Origin of the sequence: Bacteroides caecigallinarum, from assembly GCF_021531075.1 — a bacterium.
Classification (GTDB): Bacteria; Bacteroidota; Bacteroidia; order Bacteroidales; family Bacteroidaceae; genus Phocaeicola; species Phocaeicola caecigallinarum_B.
Genome location: NZ_JADYTJ010000055.1, coordinates 1 through 19689, shown reverse-complemented (window position 1 = coordinate 19689; position 19689 = coordinate 1). Strand labels below are relative to the sequence as shown.

The following is a 19689-nucleotide window of genomic DNA, read 5'->3' as shown; positions in this document are numbered from 1 at the left end:
GTTTTTACATTATTTTAACTTTATAGGGATGAATATTTACAACCATACAAAATAGGCCGATTATTTAAATCAAATTATCACAAAAAACTATAGTTAGATTCAAAGAGAAAGAGTAAACAACATCTCAGTTGTCTTGATTATGACTTTTGAAACACTGTTTACTCATTAAAAAATCAACAATAATTCTATATAAAATTAATTTATTCTACAATCATCACCCATCCGTATGGATCCGGTTCGTCACCATACTGAATAGCACGAAGCCTGTTATAAAGTTTTTCACTTATAGGACCAGGTTTTCCATTCTTTGCTATAACATACGATTTATTGTTTTCAAGGTCATCAATGCGTTCAATAGGACTGATAACGGCTGCTGTACCGCATGCTCCGGCTTCTTCGAATGTTTCAAGTTCCTCTTCAGCAATAGGACGACGTTCAACTTTCAACCCCATATCTTCAGCCAACTGCATCAAGCTTCTGTTTGTGATAGAAGGCAAAATAGATGTAGAAAGCGGAGTTACATAAGTATTGTCTTTGATACCGAAGAAGTTGGCAGCACCACATTCGTCGATATATTTCTTTTCCTTAGCATCAAGATAGAACTCGCTTGCATAGCCGGCGTCATGCGCCATCTTATTGGCACGAAGACTTGCAGCATAGTTTCCTCCAACCTTGAAAGTACCTGTTCCAAGAGGAGCTGCACGGTCGAACTGACGGATAATTACATATGGATTAGTGGCAAAACCTCCCTTGAAATAAGGACCTACCGGAGTGACAAATACCACAAAAAGATATTCACTGGCAGGGTGTACACCTACCTGTGCTCCTGTACCGATAAGCAACGGACGGATATACAGTGATGCGCCGCTCTCATAAGGAGGAATGAAACGTTCGTTGGCCTTTACAACTTTCTTAACAGCCTCACAGAACATTTCTGTCGGAAATTCCGGCATCAAGATACCGTTACAGGTACTCTGCAGACGTTCTGCATTAGCCTGTGGACGGAACACACGGATTTTACCGTCTTTTCCACGATAGGCCTTAAGTCCTTCGAACGCTTCCTGGCCATAGTGCAGACATGTAGCCGCCATATGAATATTCAATGTTTCTTCCGAACAAAGTTCCAATTCACCCCACTTACCGTCGCGATAATAGCAACGTACATTGTAATCTGTCTTCATATAACCGAATGACAGATTAGACCAATCTATTTCTTTCATAATTATTTTAATTAATTTTTTGTATTATCCAATATTACCTTGACGGCAAATGTAAGATTTTAATTTACATATTCCAATTTTTACAATAAATATTTAGACCAAAACCTTTAAAACAGACATTAATGCTTACATTATTCTTCTTTGCCATCATTTCCTTCGTCCAGCATTTTCCTTATTTCCTCATCGGCCTTATAAAGCTTATTCTTGCAAAACTTTATTAGTTTCTGAGCTTCCTGAAGGTTCTCACCCAATTGGTCAATATCAAGTTCGCCACCTTCTATTTTTGCCACTATCATTTCCAGCTTCTTCATGGCTTCCGTATATGTTTCTTTCCTTGCTGCCATATAATTATTTTTTATTTTACTACACTTTTAAATTTGCCGACAGACAACTGTGTCTCAACTTCATCTCCCGGTTTTAGCATTGAGGCGTCTCGAACAGCTTTGCCGTTTATCAATGTTATACTGTATCCCCTCTTCAGAATATGTTCAGGAGAAGCAGATTTAAGTATTTTCTCTACCAGCTCTATTTTATGGGACTCTTTTTCCACCTGTGAACGCGAAAACTTTAACAAACGCGGAAAAACATCCAAACGATGATGTTCGTTAAGATAACGTTTCTGCCATGCCATGAGCATACGTGATGACATTCGTTCGCAACGCATATTCTCACGCTGCAACCTTGACTGTACCACCAACGGTATACGCGACACTAACTTGTCAAGCCTTTCTTTTTCTGCATTCAGCAATAGAGGAATCTCACTGAATAATCGTCCGGACAAGTCCTCCAGTCTGCCGGCAGCCTCAAGCATATTGGCTATTATATATTCAGCAGCTGCCGTAGGTGTCTTCACTCTGGTATGAGAGACTATATCTATCACCGTATCATCGCGTTCGTGCCCTATACCTGTAATTATAGGTAACGGGAACTGTGCGCAATGTGCTGCAAGATTATATGTATCGAAACCAGACAAATCGGAAGTAGCACCTCCACCACGAATAATAACTACCACATCCCAATTTTCATATTCAGAATAAATCTTCTCAAGCGAAGATATAATAGTTTCCTCCACCTTATCGCCCTGCATAACGGCAGGAAAGAGTTTGGTATAGAACACAAATCCAAATTTATTGGAATGTAACTGATTGCAGAAATCGCCATATCCGGCAGCTGTAGCAGAGGATATGACAGCTATCCTTTGCAAAGGCACAGGCATTTCAAGCTCCTTGTTCATAGTAAGAATACCCTCATCATCAAGGCGCTTAAGTATCTCCTTTCTCCTGCGCGCCAAATCGCCTATGGTATATGCCGGATCTATGTCAACAACTGTAAGCGAAAAGCCGTACAATTCGTGAAAATCAACGGTTACTTTAACCATCACCTTTATCCCCGACACGAAAGCCTGCCCTGTCTCTTGCTCGAAATAAGGACGCAAACGCATAAAGACATTACTCCATATCACTCCCCTTGCCTTAGCTATCAATGCATTGCTTTTGGGGTCTTTCTGTACAAACTCCATATAGCAGTGTCCGGAATAATTGGAACGCACGTCACTCAACTCAGCCTGAATCCAATACTCGTCAGGCAAGATGGAATGAAGCCCACGGCGAACCAGGGTATTCAATTCATATAAAGACAATGCTTCTTTTTCCATAATATATTGAGTATATATCAGTCTGTTACTGTTTTTTCATTTCCAACCCTATCTGATAGGCTTTCCATATATCAGTTATTCCATAACCGAAAATATTGTCAGGATAATCATATCTGTCCGACGAACGGTGTACCACATCTATAAGTTCCTTTACCGTAAGCCACGGGCACGCCTGCCACAAACATGTCACCAAACCACAAAAAATAGGTGAAGCAAATGAAGTTCCATTCCCATACGATGTTCCTCCGTTTGTTCCGGCTACCCCGGAATGAAAGCCTACCGCCATCACATCAGGTTTTATACGACCGTCTGCTGTATTTCCTATAGAAGAAAAATCAGCATTTACTCTATCTACATTTACAGCTCCTACAGTCAGTACACCATCGGCATCTCCAGGAGGAGTGATTTTTTTCCAGCTTGATGCACCTGAATTTCCGGCACTGCATACTATAAGCATTCCTTTATTGGCAGCCATACATGCAGAACGGGACATAAGTGAAGTACGTCCGTCAAGATCGCGATACTTATAATTATCTTCAACATTATCAAATGAATAATACCCAAGAGAGGTGTTTACCACGTCCACTCCAGCACTGTCGGCAAACTCGACCGCAGCTGCCCAATAATCCTCTTCTGCCGGCTGTTCGGTATCATTATCCTCGCTTCTTAAAAGCCAATACGAAGCTTCCGGAGCTGAACCTACCATGACATTAGGCATATTTACAGCCATACACGACAAGACTTTGAGCCCATGATTATGTTCGGCATATATATCAGAATCAGGATTTACAAAATCCTTTGTTCCCAAAATATGGAGCTTGCGGAAAAACTTCATTTTGTCTACATTATAGTATCCTGCATCTATTACAGCCACATGCATACCTTCACCACGAAATCCGGAATTATGAAGACTGTCGCCATGATGAATCTTAATCTGATTGGCTGCTACCCCATAATATTCATCAGTCTTTTTCCACTTGTTTGTAACTTCCTTTTTCCTGTCCTTATTCCTTGGGAAAATGGTATCAGGAGAAATCCATACTTTTCTCACATCCACCACAAATGGATTCATCTTAAACCTCTCTGCCGTTTCTTCATTCTGTATGAGCATTAGCACAGTATTATTCCATTTGCTTTGCATCAGATACTCTCCACCCTGCTCCACCAAACGGTCAATATATGCCTGACATACAGGTAGGTCTGTAGAATCGACAGATATTCCCTGCCTCTGCCTACGTTCCAGGGCACGATCAGATAAAAACTCTTTTGGATTTTCTATACTAAATGTTGTAACAGACTTATCTTTTAATTGCACACGATACTTGTATGTTTCCGCAAAAGAGTAAAAAGAGCCGGAAACCAACAAACAAAAAAATATTATAATTCTTATTTTCATTTACTGGAACAGTTATAAACCACAAAGATACTACAAATAAATAATAATTTGAGTCATTCTATTTACAATTCTTTATCTGCTTCATCAAGGCAGAACGTGGTATCCCCAGACTTATGGCCTTTTCATACGCTTTCAGAGCCTTATCCTTTTCCTTCAATGAAAGGTACACATCGCCCAGTTGAACCGTAGTTTCGGCATCCTGAGGGTTTAGGCGCAAGGCTTCCTCCAAATCAAGAGCAGCAGCTTCAGGATATCCTCTTTCCAAATCAAGATTGGCCCTCATGACTAAAAGTGAGGCATCATCGTCAAACTCGCCTATAAGCAGATTCAACTTGTCACGAGCCGCCGACAGATTACCTTCCCTTTGGTCAAGCATAGCCAGCCCTATGCGTGCTGCCTTATGCGACGGTTCCTTGCCTACTATAACATTATAGTCTATTCGCGCTTCCTTATATTCGCGACGCTGCATGTAAATGTATGCACGATAAAGGCGAGCCTCTATGTTTTCAGGTATAAGATCTATTACATTACAGAAATCAACGTAAGCCTTAGAGTCAAGTCCCTTATCAAGATACAGAGTTCCACGGTTAAGCAACATTGCCGTTGAGTATGGAGTAATGTTAAGAGCCATAGTATAGGCTTCGATAGCCTCATCCGTACGCCCCATACGCTTTAGTACCGTACCTAAATTGGAGAATAACAAGGCATTACGGGCATTATTGGGGTCCATTTTCAGAGCCTGACGGAAAAGTTGTTCTGCCTGCACAAGGCTATCACCCAAGGCACACTTCATGGCGCGTTCCACCACTTCATTGTATGTCTGTGCATATGAATGTGAAATGACACATAATGACATGACGAAGAGTATCAGTATTTTTTTCATAATGACATTTTTTCAATGGTTTGTGGCGCAAAGGTACAGATAAAGATGTATATAGCTACAAGAGTTAAAATCTTTTTGTATGTTTGCACATTCATTTATAAAACTGACTGAAATCATGAAAACGGAAAAAGCAATATTTGCCTGCGGATGTTTCTGGGGAGTACAGCACCAGATGGAAAGAGCTAACGGCGTGATAAAAACCACAGTGGGATACACAGGCGGACACAAGGAAGAACCTACATATCAGGAAGTAAAGGCTCACACTACAGGACATGCCGAAGCTGTGCTTGTGGAATACGATGCCGAAAAAATTTCATATACAGACCTGTGCAAGCTGTTTTTCGAAATACACGACCCTGCACAGACTGACGGACAGGGTCCAGACATAGGCCCTCAATACAGAAGCGAAATTTTCTATCTTGACAATTCACAAATGAAGCAGGCACAGAACGTTATTTCCATCCTACGGGACAAGGGATATGAAGTAAACACGGCTCTTACTCCAGCATCGCATTTCTGGGAAGCTGAAGAGTATCATCAACATTATTATGACAAGACATGCGGAGAGCCTTATTGCCATATCAGAGTGAAAAAATTTTGACATAATTCATAAGCCGGGAAATTAAGACTAAAACGACCTGTCGTTTTGCCTAAAACGCCTTGACATTTTGATTAAAATGTCAGGGCGTTTTCTCAATTACTGTATTTACAAAACTCAAAAGTAACAAGCCCTTACCCATTAACTAAGTTTAACCTTCTAACATTTGCATAATTACGACAATTTCGTAGATTTGCGAAAAGTTAGTAATTAAAAGATTGATACAATATGGAAAAACTGACATTTCAGGAAGAAGAAGCTATGCGCTTCATTTGGAAACTCGGCCCTTGCTATGTGAAAGACGTAGTGGGATGTTATGACGAACCGCTCCCACCCTATACTACGGTTGCATCAATAATAACCAACCTTAAAAGAAAAGGTTACCTGAAAGCCGAAAAGTTCGGAAACACTTACAGATATACTCCACTGGTGAAACAGGAAGAATATACCAAAAGTTCGGTAAGCAGTCTGGTGAAAAACTACTTTGCCAACTCATATAAGGAAATGGTTTCTTTCTTCGCCAAGGAACAGAAGATATCGAAAGACGAACTTAATGAAATCATAAATCTGATAGAAAAAGAAGGTGACAAATAAACCTCTGTCAGATAACTGTAAAATCTTCAATACTTTAAAATACATTATTTATGATATACCTATTTCAAGTCAATCTTGGCATAATCCTGTTTTACGCTCTGTACAAACTGATATGCACACGCGATACTCTCTTCAATTCAAGAAGGTTGATACTCATGCTGGCACTTATTCTTCCGTTCATCATACCGCTGATTGATATCCGTGAATGGATGGAAACACGTGACAGTTTAGTAATGCTGACAAATTTTGATTATTCCACCACTATTCCTGAAATAGTAGTCGGAACTGCTGGAACTGAACCGGGAAACCAGGTATTTGTAATTTCCGAATGGATAAAAAATATATACATTGCCGGTATATTGGCATTATCCGTAAGACTGATTGTTCAGGCCATAAGCCTATATCTGATTATTCTCCGTACACCGGAAAAGACAGTGAACGGAATACGTATAAAATGCATGAAAGACAAGTCCGGTCCGTTTTCATTCTTCAATTGGATTTTCCTGAATCCTGACAATGTGCAAGAAGAGGAAATGAACGAAATTCTCACTCACGAAATGGCTCATGTCCGCCAGAAACATTCCATAGATGTGATTATCTCCGAACTGGTAAATATATGCTGCTGGATAAATCCATTCGCATGGCTGATGAAACGCGAAGTGAGACTGAATCTTGAATTTCTGGCAGACAGAAAGGTTATGGATGCCGGATTCGCCACAAAAAGCTATCAATATCACCTGCTTGGACTGACATACAATCACAAGTACGGCTTATCGAATAATTTTAATTTTTCTCACCTTAAACAACGTATCATTATGATGAACAAGAAAAAAACAAACGGTACGGGACATATCAAATATGCCCTGTTCACCATTCCGGCCTTTGCTCTACTCCTTGCCGGAAACATTTCATGCTCTTCGGAAGCGACAAAGACTGATGATGTAAAAGAAAACGCAACTTCAGTAAAGACTGATGCGGTAGAAGCTCCTGCCGAAAAAGCTGATACCAAAGACGAGGTATTCATGGTAGTAGAACAGATGCCTGAATTCCCGGGAGGAGTTCAGGAACTTATGAGCTTCCTTAGTAAAAACATCAAATACCCCGCATCAGCAATGGAAAGTAATATACAAGGTAGAGTAATCGTTCAGTTCGTAGTTGAAAAGGACGGAACTCCTACAGAATTTAAAGTAATGCGTTCTGTAGATCCCGCCCTTGATGCAGAAGCGTTGAGGGTAATGAAAGAAATGCCCAAATGGAAACCGGGAATGCAAAGAGGTCAGGCTGTAAGAGTTAAATACACCGTCCCTGTAACATTCAGACTACAGTAAATCAATTTTCTGAATCCACTTTAAGATGTGATTAACGGCAGGAATCTTAAAGTGGATTCTTAATATAAGACTAATGCAATGAGAACAACACTCTTTATACTATCATCCATAATATTAGGATTTACAGCAGGCGGTTGTAACGATAATAATCAGAAAGTTCCAGAAGGAGAATTCCTTATTGAGGGATACATAGAAAATATCCCCGACAGCACTATTGTCACTCTATGCAAAGCAGAAGACAGAAGGTTCTCCGCTAAAATAGTATCTGACACAATAATCGGAGGAAAATTCATTCTCAGAGATACTATGAGTTCCAAAGTGCCTCAACAACTGGAATTGATGACAATATATAAGGAGTCCTTTTCTGTGAGAGTACTACCTTTATGGATAACTTCCGGAGCTGAAATTAAAATACAAGGTGAAGGGATGCTTTGTCCTTTCTGGGAAGTGGAAAGCAATGTGCCAGAGCAGAAATACGAAAGTGAGTTCACCAAAATAGGAATGCCTGAAATGGTTGAAGCGCTCAATAATGAGATGATAGTATATGAATTGTTCCGAAAGGATATAAGCGACATCTCTATACGAAACCAGATAGATTCCATAAGAAACAATCATGTATTTCCGCTGGAGGACAAGGCACGTCTTCGCGAGCTGGAATACATGAAAACAGCACCGGTGACAAAAGTGTGGCTCGAAAAATACTATTATCAGGTATTGCATCTGTTTACAAATAAAAATCCTGAATATTCTCATAAAGATTTGGTATATTCCTTATACGGACGCCTGAGCGAGGAAGACAAGAATTCGCGTGTAGGACGAGAGATAGCAGCCTACATGAAAATGACTGAAACTGTAAAAACTGGTGAAAATATGGTGGACGGAATTTTGTACGATACGGAAGGGAATAAACGTAGTCTTTCCGAATTCAAAGGCAAATATATCCTGCTGGATTTCTGGAGTATAGGTTGCCAGCCTTGTATGGCCTCAATACCCGAAATGGAAGAAGTTGGCAGAATTTATAAAGAAAAACTAGAAACTGTAAGTATAGGCAGTAATACAGAGGACAGATGGAAGAAATTCATAAAGGAGAACAACATGACCGGGAACCAGTGGAATGAGCTTCGTTCTGTAAACGACGGACTTGCGGCAGCATACGGTGTAAAGGGCGTACCTCATTATGTACTGATATCTCCGGAATGTAAGGTAATAGACATCTGGACAGGGTATCGTAAAGGAATCATAAAGGAAAAGATTGCAAAACTCGTAAAATAAATCACCACAAATAACAAATTTCACTATTTATGAAAACACATATCTACATTTATATTTCCATATTATTTATGGTAATGTTTTCCGCCTGCGGAAAGAAAACCGACAGAGAATATCTTTCTGAAGTGCTTGAGAAGATGAACAAGGTAAATTCAGTAAAATACCATTGTGTACTTAAATCTTGGGAGCCGGGAGACAAAGACCCTGTTTACAACGAACATAGGGAAATATACGAGCATGTAAATCCTGAAGATACCGCCATAGGTTATTCATATATCATTGCATCAGATAAGGAATTCAAGCATCCTCTATCGGTATATGATGGAACTGTTCAATCATATATTGAAGAGAAAGAAAAAGAAATAGTGATAGATGACTTCACACGAAAAAGGCCTTTACCGTTCAGATTAATCAAACAAGAAGCTTTTTATCACATGAAAGCAATAATAGATTATGCGCTGAACACAAACGACAGCATTGTCCTCACACTGAAGGACGAGGGAAAGGATTATCTTATGAAACTGACGATAAATATGCCGAATCAGGTAGAATTTTTCGGAAAAGCTCAATATATGCCGGAAAACCCTTACATATACGACCCTACATCTATTTACAAAATATGGATTTCTAAAGAAAATGATATGCCATACCGCTATCGCAGGGAAATGCAACATAATATAAGTGAAAGAATCTGTTCCGACTTTGTATTCAACCCCTCGGGAATGGGAAAAATAATAGCAGAAGATTACTATCCGGAAGGCTATGAACGGTACATAAGAGGAAAGAAAAAAGAGAAGCCCGCCATTGACATGACAGGCAAGACTGCTCCTGAATGGACTCTGACAGATATTAACGACCGGAAAATCTCTCTTAGTGACATTAAATCGAAAATTGTCCTTCTACAGTTCACAGGAATAGGATGCGGTCCGTGTAAAGTTTCTATCCCTTTCCTGAACAGGCTTAGAGAGAAATACGACAATAATGAGCTTGAAATCATAGCTGTTGAGACATGGATAAAGAGAAAATCATCGAGCGAGAACTATATCAGGAAGAATGGAATAAAATATAAATTCCTCACTGCCGACAAGGAAAGTATAGAAGAACTTATAAATGACTATCATGCCGGAAGCAGTATTCCTCAATTTTATCTGATAGGTAAAGACAGAAAGATATTGAAGAAATTCCGAGGATACGCCGAAAAGATAAGTGACAAAGAGATAGAGGAAGAGATTAAGAAAAATCTATAAATGAGACATTGACATGAAATCAGGAATACTTCTTAAAAGATAAATAAACTCAAGAAACGATATGAAAACTATATATCTATTTTGTTTGTCATGCACCTTTACTCTTGGAGTGCTGGCTCAAGACAAGGACAGCATAAGAATTGCCATTGATAATTACGAATACGAAAAGGTTCTTGAGCTTACTTCGTGTACCGACTCGCTTGACGAGGAATGTACGGAACTCAGGCTACAGGCCTGCAAGGAACTTAACAAATGGCAAACCGCACTTCCGATACTCCAGAAGAAGCTTGAGCGGGACAGCACTTCACTAAAATCATGGGCAGAAATAGCGGAATGCTACAGAAGGATTGGAGATGTAAGGAAAAGCTCTGAGGCATACGCTCATGCTGTGAGACTCAGTCCTGACAAATCTTTCTTCAGACAAAAACACATCAATGCCCTGATTGCTCTTGACGACCTGGAAAATGCGAGAAAAGCCTGTCATGACTGGATAGACCGTGATTCCACATCGGCTACAGCATACCGTCTGTTAGGAGAAACTTATGAAAACGAAAATCCTCTGGCAGCTTTTGCCGGATATAATGCTGCATTTCGCCGTGATTCTCTGGACCCTCAGATTATATCCAGAATAGCCAATATGGTAAACAACAATGGGCAGTATTCATACGCGATGCTCATTACAGAGGAATACCGACGACATGACTCTCTCAACATAGATGTGAACCGCCAAAATGCAAAAGCTTTCTGCATGATGAAAATGTACCCCAAAGCGATAGAAAGGTATGAAAGTCTGAAAAGAATGGGCGACAATTCTTATCTGACACTGTTCTATCTCGGTATGTCGTACTACGGCAACTATGACTTTTATTACGCTTACGACAATCTGAAAAAGGCTATAAGCATAATGCAACCGTCAGGACCAAACACAGGAGCCTTATATTATTTCGCCAAATCTGCAGCCCGTACTTCATGGAAAGAAGAAGGTGTAGAAGCCATGAATACTGCCATATCGCTGACCATGCCAACAGACAGTGTTATGGTCCGTCTATACAAAGGTCTGGCTGAATGCTGTGAGCTGAACCTTGACACCAAAGGTGAAATAGCCGCTTTATTAAAGCAATACGAATACTCAAAGGAAAATGTATTGCTCTATACCATCGGATGCAGATATTATTACAAAGATGACTACGAGAATGCTTTAAAATATTTCAACAAATATATGGAGAATGTTCCTAAAGACAAACGTTATAAGTATGACGAGAACGGAGAAATAGACAACGACAGAAGAACTTACTATCAAGACGCAGAAATAAAAATCAAGAATATCAAGGAACATAAATTCTTTGAAGGGAAACCACAGTAAGATTATTACATTCTACCACTGAATATAAAAAAGTCCGGACAGAAAAACACTGCCTGGACTTCTTATTATATTGTATATGAGTAAAGATTATGCTTTCTTGATATAATCTACAATCCATTGACCAACTTCCTTAGTACCGTATTTGGCACCGCCTTCTACCTGAATTTCAGGAGTACGGACATTAGCGTCAAGTGAAGCATCAACAGCACGACGAACCAATGCTCCTTCTTCTTTCAAATCAAAATATTCGAACAGCATTGCTACAGATAATATCTGTGCCAACGGATTGGCGATATTAAGCCCCTTAGCCTGTGGCCAAGATCCGTGGATAGGCTCGAATACCGGTGTACTTTCTCCTGTAGAAGCAGATGGAAGAAGTCCCATAGAACCGCTGATTACAGAGCCTTCGTCTGTAAGGATGTCGCCGAATGTATTTTCTGTAACCATTACATCGAAGAACTTAGGTTCCTGAATCATCTTCATTGCAGCATTGTCCACATACATATAGTCTGTAGTTACTTCAGGATACTGCGGAGCCATTTCCTGAGCAATCTGTCTCCACAAGCGTGAAGAAGCAAGAACATTTGCCTTATCAACCACAGTAAGATGTTTGCGGCGTTTCATCGCATATTCGAAACCTACTTTCAAAATTCTTTCGATTTCAGGACGGGTGTACATATTTGTATCGTACGCCTTGTCGTTATCCTGATACTTTTCACCGAAATACATACCTCCTGTCAGCTCGCGGATACAAAGGAAGTCTGCACCATCAACAAGTTCTGCTTTAAGAGGAGATTTGTGTACCAGGCATTTGAAAGTCTGCACAGGACGGATATTCGCAAACAAGCCTAGTTTTTTGCGCATAGCCAGAAGTCCCTGTTCCGGACGGACTTTTGCTGTAGGGTCATTATCGAATTTAGGGTCGCCTACTGCAGAGAACAATACCGCATCGGCATTTTTACAAGCCTCGTAAGTTGCTTCCGGGAACGGATCGCCCACTTTATCTATAGCATCTGCACCACAAATGGCATATTCGTATGAAACTTTATGGCCGAATTTCTCGCAAACGGCTGTCATTACATCTACTCCCTGAACGGAGATTTCCGGTCCTATTCCGTCACCGGCTAATACTGCTATTTTAAAATCCATTGTATTTGAGTTTTAAGTTTGTATTCTATTCAATAAGATTCAACATTTTTATTGTAGCTTTTATTGCTGCTTCTGTCTGGTCGGCATCCAAACCGCGAGTACGGAATTCCTTATCATCGTAATTCCACGTTATAACTGTCTGTACAAATGCGTCAGTACGTCCACCCGGCGGAATTGTAACCGCATAATTCACAAGCATAGGAAACTTACGGTTCAGTGTACCTTTATATATCTTTCGTAATGCACGTACAAAGGCATCGTACTGACCATCACCGCTTGAGCTTTCCTGATATACCTTACCGTCTATCTCTATACTCAATGTAGCCATAGGTTTCAAACCCTGGGCAAGAGTGACAAAGTAACTCAAGAGTTTGACTTTTTTATCTACCGTATCATGTTTGAGTACATCGCTTATGATATAAGGCAAGTCGTCCTGAGTCACAAGTTCCTTGCGGTCGCCAAGTTCGATGATACGGTCTGTCACCTTACGCATTGATTCTTCATCCAGTTCCAGTCCCAGACTCTCAAGATTCTTACGGATATTCGCCTTACCAGAGTTCTTACCCAAAGCATATTCCCTCACACGTCCGAAACGTTCCGGCTGAAGGTCGTTGAAATAAAGATTGTTCTTGCTGTCACCGTCGGCATGGACACCTGCCACCTGAGTAAACACATTCTGTCCGACTATAGGTTTGTTGGCAGGGATACTTATACCTGAGTATGATTCAACAGTACGGCTTATCTCGTTCAGGCGACTCTCATCAATGTGGGTGATAGCCTTGAAATGGTCTTTCAATATCGCCTGTACACTGGCAAGAGGAGCATTTCCTGCACGCTCGCCCAATCCGTTGATTGTGGTATGAAGACCTTTCACTCCGCTTAGCACTGCTGCAAGGACATTGCTTACCGCCAAATCATAATCATTGTGTGCGTGGAAATCGAAATGCAAATCAGGATAGCGTTTCTTCATCTTACGCATATACTCTATCACCTGAAGAGGATTTAGTATTCCTAGTGTATCGGGCAACATAAAACGTTTGATTCCCGCGTCAAGCAATCCGTCAATAAGTCCATAAACATATTCCGGAGAGTCTTTCATTCCATTACTCCAGTCTTCCAGATAAAGATTTACTTCCATATCTCGGTCCAAAGCGTATGCCACAGTACGGCGAATGTCCTCAAGATGTTCATCAAGTGTTTTCTTCAACTGATAGCGGCAGTGTTTCTCCGAGCCCTTCGAAAGAAGGTTTATCACACGGCCTCCTGCATCATGTATCCAATCTACAGAGACAGTACCGTCCACAAAGCCAAGTACCTCTACCTTGTAAAGCATGTTGTGGCGTGCTGCCCAATCGCATATCATCCTGACAGCATTCAGTTCTCCGTCGGACACACGTGCCGATGCCACCTCTATCCTGTCAACCTTCAGGTCTTCGAGCAACATGCGGGCTATCATCAGTTTTTCATGTGGTACAAACGATACTCCGCTGGTCTGTTCACCGTCGCGGAGTGTTGTATCCATTATTTCTATTACAGGATGATCCATAGTTATCAGTTCAATTATTATCTGTTACTTACAGCTTCTTCGTATGCTGCTATCTTATCTTTATTTTCAACAAGGAAATCTATATCGTCCAGACCGTTCATCAGGCAGTGTTTCTTATAGGCATTTATCTCGAATTTCTCCGATTTGCCTGTAGCCTTGTTTGTGATAGTCTGTTCAGGGAGATTTACCTCTACCTCAGTTTTCGGATCTGCATATATAGAATCGAAAAGTTCTTTCAGGAATTCTTCGCTGACAACTACCGGAAGAACAAAATTGTTCAGTTCGTTATTCTTGTGGATATCGGCAAAGAAACTTGACACTACCACTCTGAATCCATATCCGGCAATAGCCCATGCCGCATGCTCACGGCTTGAACCACTACCGAAATTCTTTCCTGCCACCAGTACGTGTCCGCTGTATTTAGGATCATTGAGAACAAAGTCTTTATTCAACGAACCGTCAGGATTATATCTCCAGTCGCGGAAAAGATTGTCACCGAAAAACTTCTCGTCACGTGTAGTCGCCTTAAGGAAACGCGCAGGAATTATCTGGTCTGTATCCACGTTTTCCAAAGGCAAAGGGATACAAGTGCTTGTTATTATATTGAATTTCTGTTTCATTGTTATACTCTATTTTACTGATTACATAAGTGTTCTTGGATCTGTTATCACTCCTGTTACTGCTGCTGCAGCGGCTGTAAGCGGACTTGCAAGCAATGTTCTTGAACCTGGTCCCTGACGTCCCTCAAAGTTTCTGTTGCTTGTAGAAACTGAATACTTGCCGGCAGGAATCTTGTCGTCATTCATAGCAAGACATGCAGAGCATCCCGGCTGACGGATTTCAAATCCGGCTTCTTCCAAAATCTTGTCAATACCTTCTTCACGTATCTGTTCATCCACCATCCATGAGCCCGGAACGAGCCATGCAGTAATGTTATCGGCTTTCTTGCGTCCTTTAACTATTGAGGCGAAAGCACGGAAGTCTTCAATACGTCCGTTTGTACATGCACCAAGGAAAACGTAATCCACTTTCTTTCCTATCAGATTTTCACCTGGTGTAAATCCCATATATTGCATAGATTTCTCGAAAGAACCTTTCTCAACTTCACCCATACCGTCGGTAGTCGGAATATCAGAAGTAATGGCCATACCCATACCAGGGTTTGTACCGTATGTAATCATCGGTTGAATATCTTCTGCATCATAGCGGACTTCTTTATCAAATACAGCGTCATCATCACTTTTAAGAGTCTTCCAGTAGGCAAGCGCCTTATCCCACTCTTCTCCCTTAGGTGCATATTCGCGTCCTTTGATGTATTCGAAAGTCACTTCGTCCGGAGCTATCATACCCCCACGTGCTCCCATCTCAATAGAAAGGTTACACAGAGTAAGACGTCCTTCCATAGTAAGACTGCGGATAGCTTCTCCTGCATATTCCACGAAATATCCTGTAGTACCACTTGTAGTCATCTTCGACATCATATAAAGAGCTACGTCTTTTGCAGTCACTCCTTTGCCCAGTTTTCCATAGATAGTAATACGCATTGTCTTAGGGCGTGACTGAAGAATACACTGCGATGCCATAACCATTTCCACTTCACTTGTTCCTATACCGAAAGCCACAGCTCCCATAGCACCGTGAGTAGATGTATGCGAATCGCCACATACGATAGTCATGCCAGGAAGTGTCAATCCTCTCTCTGGACCAACCACGTGGATAATACCGTTCTTCTTGTTCATCATTCCGAAATGTGTCAGACCGAAATCGGCAGCATTCTGTGCCAAAGCATCTACCTGTGCTTTTGATACAGGATCTTCTATCGGTTTATCCTGGTCGTGAGTCGGAGTGTTATGGTCCGGCATACAGTAGATTTTCTCAGGACGGAAACATTTCAAACCGCGTGCACGCATACCAGCGAACGCCTGCGGACTTGTTACTTCGTGGCAATAAAGACGGTCTATATATAATTGGGTAGGTCCTTCTTCAACCTTCTGCACTACGTGTGCATCCCATATTTTGTCAAATAAAGTATTCATGTTTATTTTTAGTTATTGAGTTTTTAAGGTTTTCAGACATAAGAACCAAAAGACATATTTACTTGATTATATCTCATATTTTTTATTTATGTACTTATGTTCTTTTGTCTGAAAAGCTACTTGTATTATTTTTTGAACTTGTTGATACAGTCTATATAAGCTTCTACTGAGGCAGCAATGATATCAGTGTTCGCTCCGAATCCATAGAACATCTGGCCATCGTATTCCACCTGCATATGTACTTTACCCACATCATCACTACCCTTGCTGATAGCCTGAATAGTAAATTCCTTAAGTGTCATCTGGCGTTTGATAATCTGCTTAACTGCCTTAATAGCAGCATCAACAGGACCATTACCGGTAGCCGCAGCTTCGAAATGCTCGCCAGAGATATTAAGTCCAAGACTTGCAACAGAACGAACTCCTACACCACTTGTTACCTGTAGATATTCCAACTTGATATGGTGGTTTACATTCCTGTCAGCACCGGCCAATACCATTATATCATCGTCAGAGATATCTTTCTTCTTGTCGGCAAGCTTAAGGAAGTCCTCATAAACCTTGTCCAGTTTCTCCTGAGTCATATCCAATCCAAGAATATGAAGTCTGTGCTTCAATGCTGCACGTCCGCTACGTGCTGTCAATACGATAGCATTGTCATCAATACCCACATCTTTAGGATCGATAATCTCGTATGTCTGGACATTCTTCAAAACTCCATCCTGATGAATTCCTGATGAGTGTGCAAATGCATTACGACCAACAATAGCTTTATTTGGCTGAACAGGCATGTTCATCAGGCTTGAAACCATTCGGCTTGTAGGATAAATCTTGGTAGTATTGATGTTTGTATCGATATCAATGTCATTGTGGCAACGAAGAATCATGGCTACCTCTTCAAGTGAAGTATTTCCGGCTCTCTCACCTATACCATTAATAGTAACCTCTACCTGTCTTGCACCATTCAAAACACCGGAAATGGTATTTGCAGTAGCCATTCCCAAATCATTATGACAGTGAGTGGAGATTATTGCTTTGTCTATACCATCAACATGCTCCATCAAGTATTTTATTTTTGCACCATATTCCTCAGGAAGACAGTAGCCCGTAGTATCAGGTATATTTACAACTGTAGCACCAGCCTTTATAACAGCCTCTACCACTCTTGCCAAATACTCATTATCGGTACGTCCTGCATCCTCTGCATAGAACTCTACATCTTCAACATATCGTTTAGCGTATTTTACAGCTGCGACAGCACGCTCTATGATTTCTTCTCTTGTAGAATTGAACTTATACTTGATATGTGAATCTGATGTACCGATTCCTGTGTGAATTCTTTTATGCTTTGCATATTTCAAGGCTTCAGCCGCTACATCGATGTCTTTCTGTACCGCACGTGTAAGAGCACAGATAGTAGGCCATGTGACTGCTTTTGAAATTTCAATAACTGAATTAAAATCACCAGGACTTGATACCGGGAAACCTGCCTCAATAATATCTACTCCAAGTGCTTCCAACTGACGAGCAACCTGAATTTTCTCTACAGTATTAAGCTGACAACCAGGAACTTGCTCACCATCTCGAAGAGTTGTGTCAAAAATAAATAATCTCTCACTCATATTCTTTGCATTTTATATAGTTATCAAAAAAAAGCCTTTCGCACAGGGAAGTGAGAAAGGCTTGATATATCTTAACATTTTTACATCAGTATGCACGCGACTCACTTCCCACCAGTGTACCCAGTAGAATAATAATACCGCATAGCAAAATATGTAAAAACATTGTATTCATATAATTCTCTTTTTGTTTGATGCAAAGGTAAATATTATTTTGGAATAATAAAATAAAATGAAAGTTTTTCTACTGCTTTAACAACATTTTAATAGTTATAGTGTATTATTCATGTTATTATATCAGTATATTTTAATCCTTCTCTATCCTTAATTCATGCATACATGCCTGAACTTCTGTTATACTTCCCATATGTTTTCCCATATCATCGGACAGTTTTATACATTCTCTCCATCCCTGATTAGCGTTCATCTTACATTTTGACAGTTTCATTACAATGTTTGATGGTTTATATCCAGTATCATTAGTAAGATTTGTACCTATACCAAACGAACACCTTATTTTACCTTGACAATATTTATACAACGATAATGCCTTCTCAAAATCCAAAGCATTACTGAATATTATAGTCTTTGTGGCAGGATCAATTCCCAACTCCTTATATCTGTCTATCAACTTGTCTACGAATTCAAGTTCATCTCCAGAATCACATCTTACACCATCAAACAGTTTTGCCTGTTTACGGCTAAAGTTTGTCAGAAACGATTCGGAAGTATAAGTATCAGACAATGCAGTACCTAAATCACCGTCATATACGTTCACCCAATTCTCCAACGCCATATAGTTGGCATGCTTATATCCAAACTGAGCACCGTGGAACATAAACCATTCATGGGGATGAGTTCCCATAGGACGCATTTTATATTTCATAGCAAGATAACAGTTTGATGTACCAGTACAATATCTCGAATGTTTCTTCAAATAATCAACCACCCAATCATGTACATCGAAAGAAAATCTTCTTCTCGTTCCAAATTCTGAAAATGGCATTGCATTCAAATTAGACAACTCCACTTTAAAAGCTAATTTCTCCAACACCTCATCTTTCAAAGGTTTCTGATTGAAAAACAAATTCTTTATTTCAGAAACTATAGCCAAAATAGGAACCTCATAAAGAGTAACTTTATATAAATAGTCAGTAATTTCGATATGAAGATGTCGCTCCTTATCAAGATAAACCTCAATTATCTCAGGATTAAATCGGAAAGAAGACAACCACTCCCAATAAACTCTTGGCATAAACCTGCAATTGACAGACATATACTCTAACTCATCAGATGTAAGACACACACCTTTTAATCGATTTAATTCTTCTTTAAGTGCATTCAAGAAATCATCAGAATACACAGTCTCATCACGATCCTTAAAACTGAAAGTTCCTATTGCATAAGGAAACAACTTGATATAAGCATATGATGTAGTAAACTTATATAAGTCAGTATCTAAAATTGATTTTATTATCATTGATATATTTTTTTGACGATGTGGTAAATTTACAATAAATTAATCGGAATGTAAAATTTATGTGGATTTTACTTTCACATCTTTCACAAAATGAATTATTCTAGAAAACAAAAGGAGAAGATTGTATTTGTATAAACGCGAAAATCCCCGAAGTATCTCTACCTCGGGGATCTTTCTCTATTAAAACGGCGACTACCTACTCTCCCACAATAAGCAGTACCATCGGCGTGACGAAGCTTAACTTCTCTGTTCGGAATGGGAAGAGGTGGAACCTTCGTGCTATAGTCACCTGAATATCTTTATTTAC

General features: G+C 40.1%; 17 protein-coding genes and 1 rRNA gene. 6 read left to right on the top strand and 12 right to left on the bottom strand.

All coding sequences use genetic code 11. The annotated features are described in order from the left end of the window. Positions 1-200: 200 nt before the first annotated feature. From I6E11_RS12520 to I6E11_RS12500, 5 genes are all read right to left on the bottom strand, one after another. Positions 201-1220: a branched-chain amino acid aminotransferase gene (locus I6E11_RS12520; RefSeq protein ID WP_235338514.1), complete on the bottom strand. Its 1020-nt coding sequence runs from the start codon at positions 1218-1220 to the stop codon at positions 201-203. Positions 1221-1351: 131 nt separating this feature from the next. Continuing rightward, positions 1352-1564, bottom strand: coding sequence for an exodeoxyribonuclease VII small subunit (gene xseB, locus I6E11_RS12515; protein WP_235338513.1), 213 nt, complete (start codon positions 1562-1564; stop codon positions 1352-1354). Positions 1565-1575: 11 nt separating this feature from the next. After that, entirely contained in the window at positions 1576-2874 is a 1299-nt protein-coding gene (xseA, locus tag I6E11_RS12510) for an exodeoxyribonuclease VII large subunit (RefSeq protein ID WP_235338512.1), read from the bottom strand. Between the two features lie 25 nt (positions 2875-2899). Then, the gene (locus I6E11_RS12505) at positions 2900-4270 is read right to left on the bottom strand and encodes a S8 family peptidase (protein ID WP_235338511.1); all 1371 of its coding nucleotides are present in this window, start codon (positions 4268-4270) and stop codon (positions 2900-2902) included. A gap of 58 nt (positions 4271-4328) precedes the next feature. Next, a complete protein-coding gene (locus tag I6E11_RS12500; RefSeq protein WP_235338510.1) occupies positions 4329-5153 on the bottom strand; it encodes a tetratricopeptide repeat protein in 825 nt (274 codons plus the stop codon). 115 nt (positions 5154-5268) lie between these two features. Between I6E11_RS12500 and msrA the strand changes: the two genes are divergently transcribed. The 6 genes from msrA to I6E11_RS12470 all read left to right on the top strand — a co-directional run bounded on the left by msrA (position 5269) and on the right by I6E11_RS12470 (position 11552). Further along, complete coding sequence (gene msrA, locus I6E11_RS12495) at positions 5269-5754, top strand: peptide-methionine (S)-S-oxide reductase MsrA (RefSeq protein WP_235338509.1); 486 nt, start codon at positions 5269-5271, stop codon at positions 5752-5754. Positions 5755-5979: 225 nt separating this feature from the next. Beyond that, positions 5980-6345: a BlaI/MecI/CopY family transcriptional regulator gene (locus I6E11_RS12490; RefSeq protein ID WP_235338508.1), complete on the top strand. Its 366-nt coding sequence runs from the start codon at positions 5980-5982 to the stop codon at positions 6343-6345. 50 nt (positions 6346-6395) lie between these two features. After that, positions 6396-7673 (top strand): M56 family metallopeptidase, encoded by a 1278-nt coding sequence (locus tag I6E11_RS12485; protein WP_235338507.1) that lies wholly within the window; start codon positions 6396-6398, stop codon positions 7671-7673. Between the two features lie 78 nt (positions 7674-7751). Further along, complete coding sequence (locus tag I6E11_RS12480; RefSeq protein ID WP_235338506.1) at positions 7752-8945, top strand: peroxiredoxin family protein; 1194 nt, start codon at positions 7752-7754, stop codon at positions 8943-8945. A 29-nt stretch (positions 8946-8974) separates the two neighbouring features. After that, a complete protein-coding gene (locus I6E11_RS12475) occupies positions 8975-10189 on the top strand; it encodes a peroxiredoxin family protein (RefSeq protein ID WP_235338505.1) in 1215 nt (404 codons plus the stop codon). A 61-nt stretch (positions 10190-10250) separates the two neighbouring features. Further along, positions 10251-11552 (top strand): tetratricopeptide repeat protein, encoded by a 1302-nt coding sequence (locus I6E11_RS12470; protein ID WP_235338504.1) that lies wholly within the window; start codon positions 10251-10253, stop codon positions 11550-11552. A gap of 87 nt (positions 11553-11639) precedes the next feature. On the opposite strand, the gene leuB is transcribed toward I6E11_RS12470, so the two are convergent. The 7 genes from leuB to rrf all read right to left on the bottom strand — a co-directional run bounded on the left by leuB (position 11640) and on the right by rrf (position 19675). Next, entirely contained in the window at positions 11640-12701 is a 1062-nt protein-coding gene (gene leuB, locus I6E11_RS12465) for a 3-isopropylmalate dehydrogenase (RefSeq protein ID WP_204401441.1), read from the bottom strand. A 25-nt stretch (positions 12702-12726) separates the two neighbouring features. Next, positions 12727-14247 carry a hydroxymethylglutaryl-CoA lyase-like TIM-barrel protein gene (locus I6E11_RS12460; protein WP_235338503.1) on the bottom strand — a complete coding sequence of 507 codons (1521 nt, stop codon included), beginning with the start codon at positions 14245-14247 and terminating at the stop codon, positions 12727-12729. A gap of 17 nt (positions 14248-14264) precedes the next feature. Beyond that, positions 14265-14867: a 3-isopropylmalate dehydratase small subunit gene (gene leuD / locus I6E11_RS12455; protein WP_235338502.1), complete on the bottom strand. Its 603-nt coding sequence runs from the start codon at positions 14865-14867 to the stop codon at positions 14265-14267. A 21-nt stretch (positions 14868-14888) separates the two neighbouring features. Continuing rightward, complete coding sequence (leuC, locus tag I6E11_RS12450) at positions 14889-16283, bottom strand: 3-isopropylmalate dehydratase large subunit (RefSeq protein ID WP_235338501.1); 1395 nt, start codon at positions 16281-16283, stop codon at positions 14889-14891. Between the two features lie 125 nt (positions 16284-16408). Further along, positions 16409-17905 carry a 2-isopropylmalate synthase gene (locus I6E11_RS12445; protein ID WP_235338500.1) on the bottom strand — a complete coding sequence of 499 codons (1497 nt, stop codon included), beginning with the start codon at positions 17903-17905 and terminating at the stop codon, positions 16409-16411. A gap of 304 nt (positions 17906-18209) precedes the next feature. Next, on the bottom strand, positions 18210-19388 hold the full coding sequence (gene pncB, locus I6E11_RS12440) for a nicotinate phosphoribosyltransferase (protein WP_317221522.1): 1179 nt from the start codon (positions 19386-19388) through the stop codon (positions 18210-18212). Between the two features lie 177 nt (positions 19389-19565). Further along, positions 19566-19675 (bottom strand): 5S ribosomal RNA (gene rrf / locus I6E11_RS12435). Positions 19676-19689: the final 14 nt, after the last annotated feature.

What these genes read in the sequence shown, in the direction of transcription:
- I6E11_RS12470 (WP_235338504.1), top strand. Translation starts at nt 10,251, where the DNA reads ATGAAAACTATATATCTATTTTGTTTGTCATGCACCTTTACTCTTGGA.
- I6E11_RS12505 (WP_235338511.1), bottom strand. Translation starts at nt 4,270, where the DNA reads ATGAAAATAAGAATTATAATATTTTTTTGTTTGTTGGTTTCCGGCTCT.
- msrA (WP_235338509.1), top strand. Translation starts at nt 5,269, where the DNA reads ATGAAAACGGAAAAAGCAATATTTGCCTGCGGATGTTTCTGGGGAGTA.
- I6E11_RS12480 (WP_235338506.1), top strand. Translation starts at nt 7,752, where the DNA reads ATGAGAACAACACTCTTTATACTATCATCCATAATATTAGGATTTACA.
- I6E11_RS12500 (WP_235338510.1), bottom strand. Translation starts at nt 5,153, where the DNA reads ATGAAAAAAATACTGATACTCTTCGTCATGTCATTATGTGTCATTTCA.
- I6E11_RS12485 (WP_235338507.1), top strand. Translation starts at nt 6,396, where the DNA reads ATGATATACCTATTTCAAGTCAATCTTGGCATAATCCTGTTTTACGCT.
- I6E11_RS12460 (WP_235338503.1), bottom strand. Translation starts at nt 14,247, where the DNA reads ATGGATCATCCTGTAATAGAAATAATGGATACAACACTCCGCGACGGT.
- I6E11_RS12490 (WP_235338508.1), top strand. Translation starts at nt 5,980, where the DNA reads ATGGAAAAACTGACATTTCAGGAAGAAGAAGCTATGCGCTTCATTTGG.
- leuB (WP_204401441.1), bottom strand. Translation starts at nt 12,701, where the DNA reads ATGGATTTTAAAATAGCAGTATTAGCCGGTGACGGAATAGGACCGGAA.
- I6E11_RS12445 (WP_235338500.1), bottom strand. Translation starts at nt 17,905, where the DNA reads ATGAGTGAGAGATTATTTATTTTTGACACAACTCTTCGAGATGGTGAG.
- leuD (WP_235338502.1), bottom strand. Translation starts at nt 14,867, where the DNA reads ATGAAACAGAAATTCAATATAATAACAAGCACTTGTATCCCTTTGCCT.
- I6E11_RS12475 (WP_235338505.1), top strand. Translation starts at nt 8,975, where the DNA reads ATGAAAACACATATCTACATTTATATTTCCATATTATTTATGGTAATG.
- I6E11_RS12520 (WP_235338514.1), bottom strand. Translation starts at nt 1,220, where the DNA reads ATGAAAGAAATAGATTGGTCTAATCTGTCATTCGGTTATATGAAGACA.
- xseB (WP_235338513.1), bottom strand. Translation starts at nt 1,564, where the DNA reads ATGGCAGCAAGGAAAGAAACATATACGGAAGCCATGAAGAAGCTGGAA.
- leuC (WP_235338501.1), bottom strand. Translation starts at nt 16,283, where the DNA reads ATGAATACTTTATTTGACAAAATATGGGATGCACACGTAGTGCAGAAG.
- xseA (WP_235338512.1), bottom strand. Translation starts at nt 2,874, where the DNA reads ATGGAAAAAGAAGCATTGTCTTTATATGAATTGAATACCCTGGTTCGC.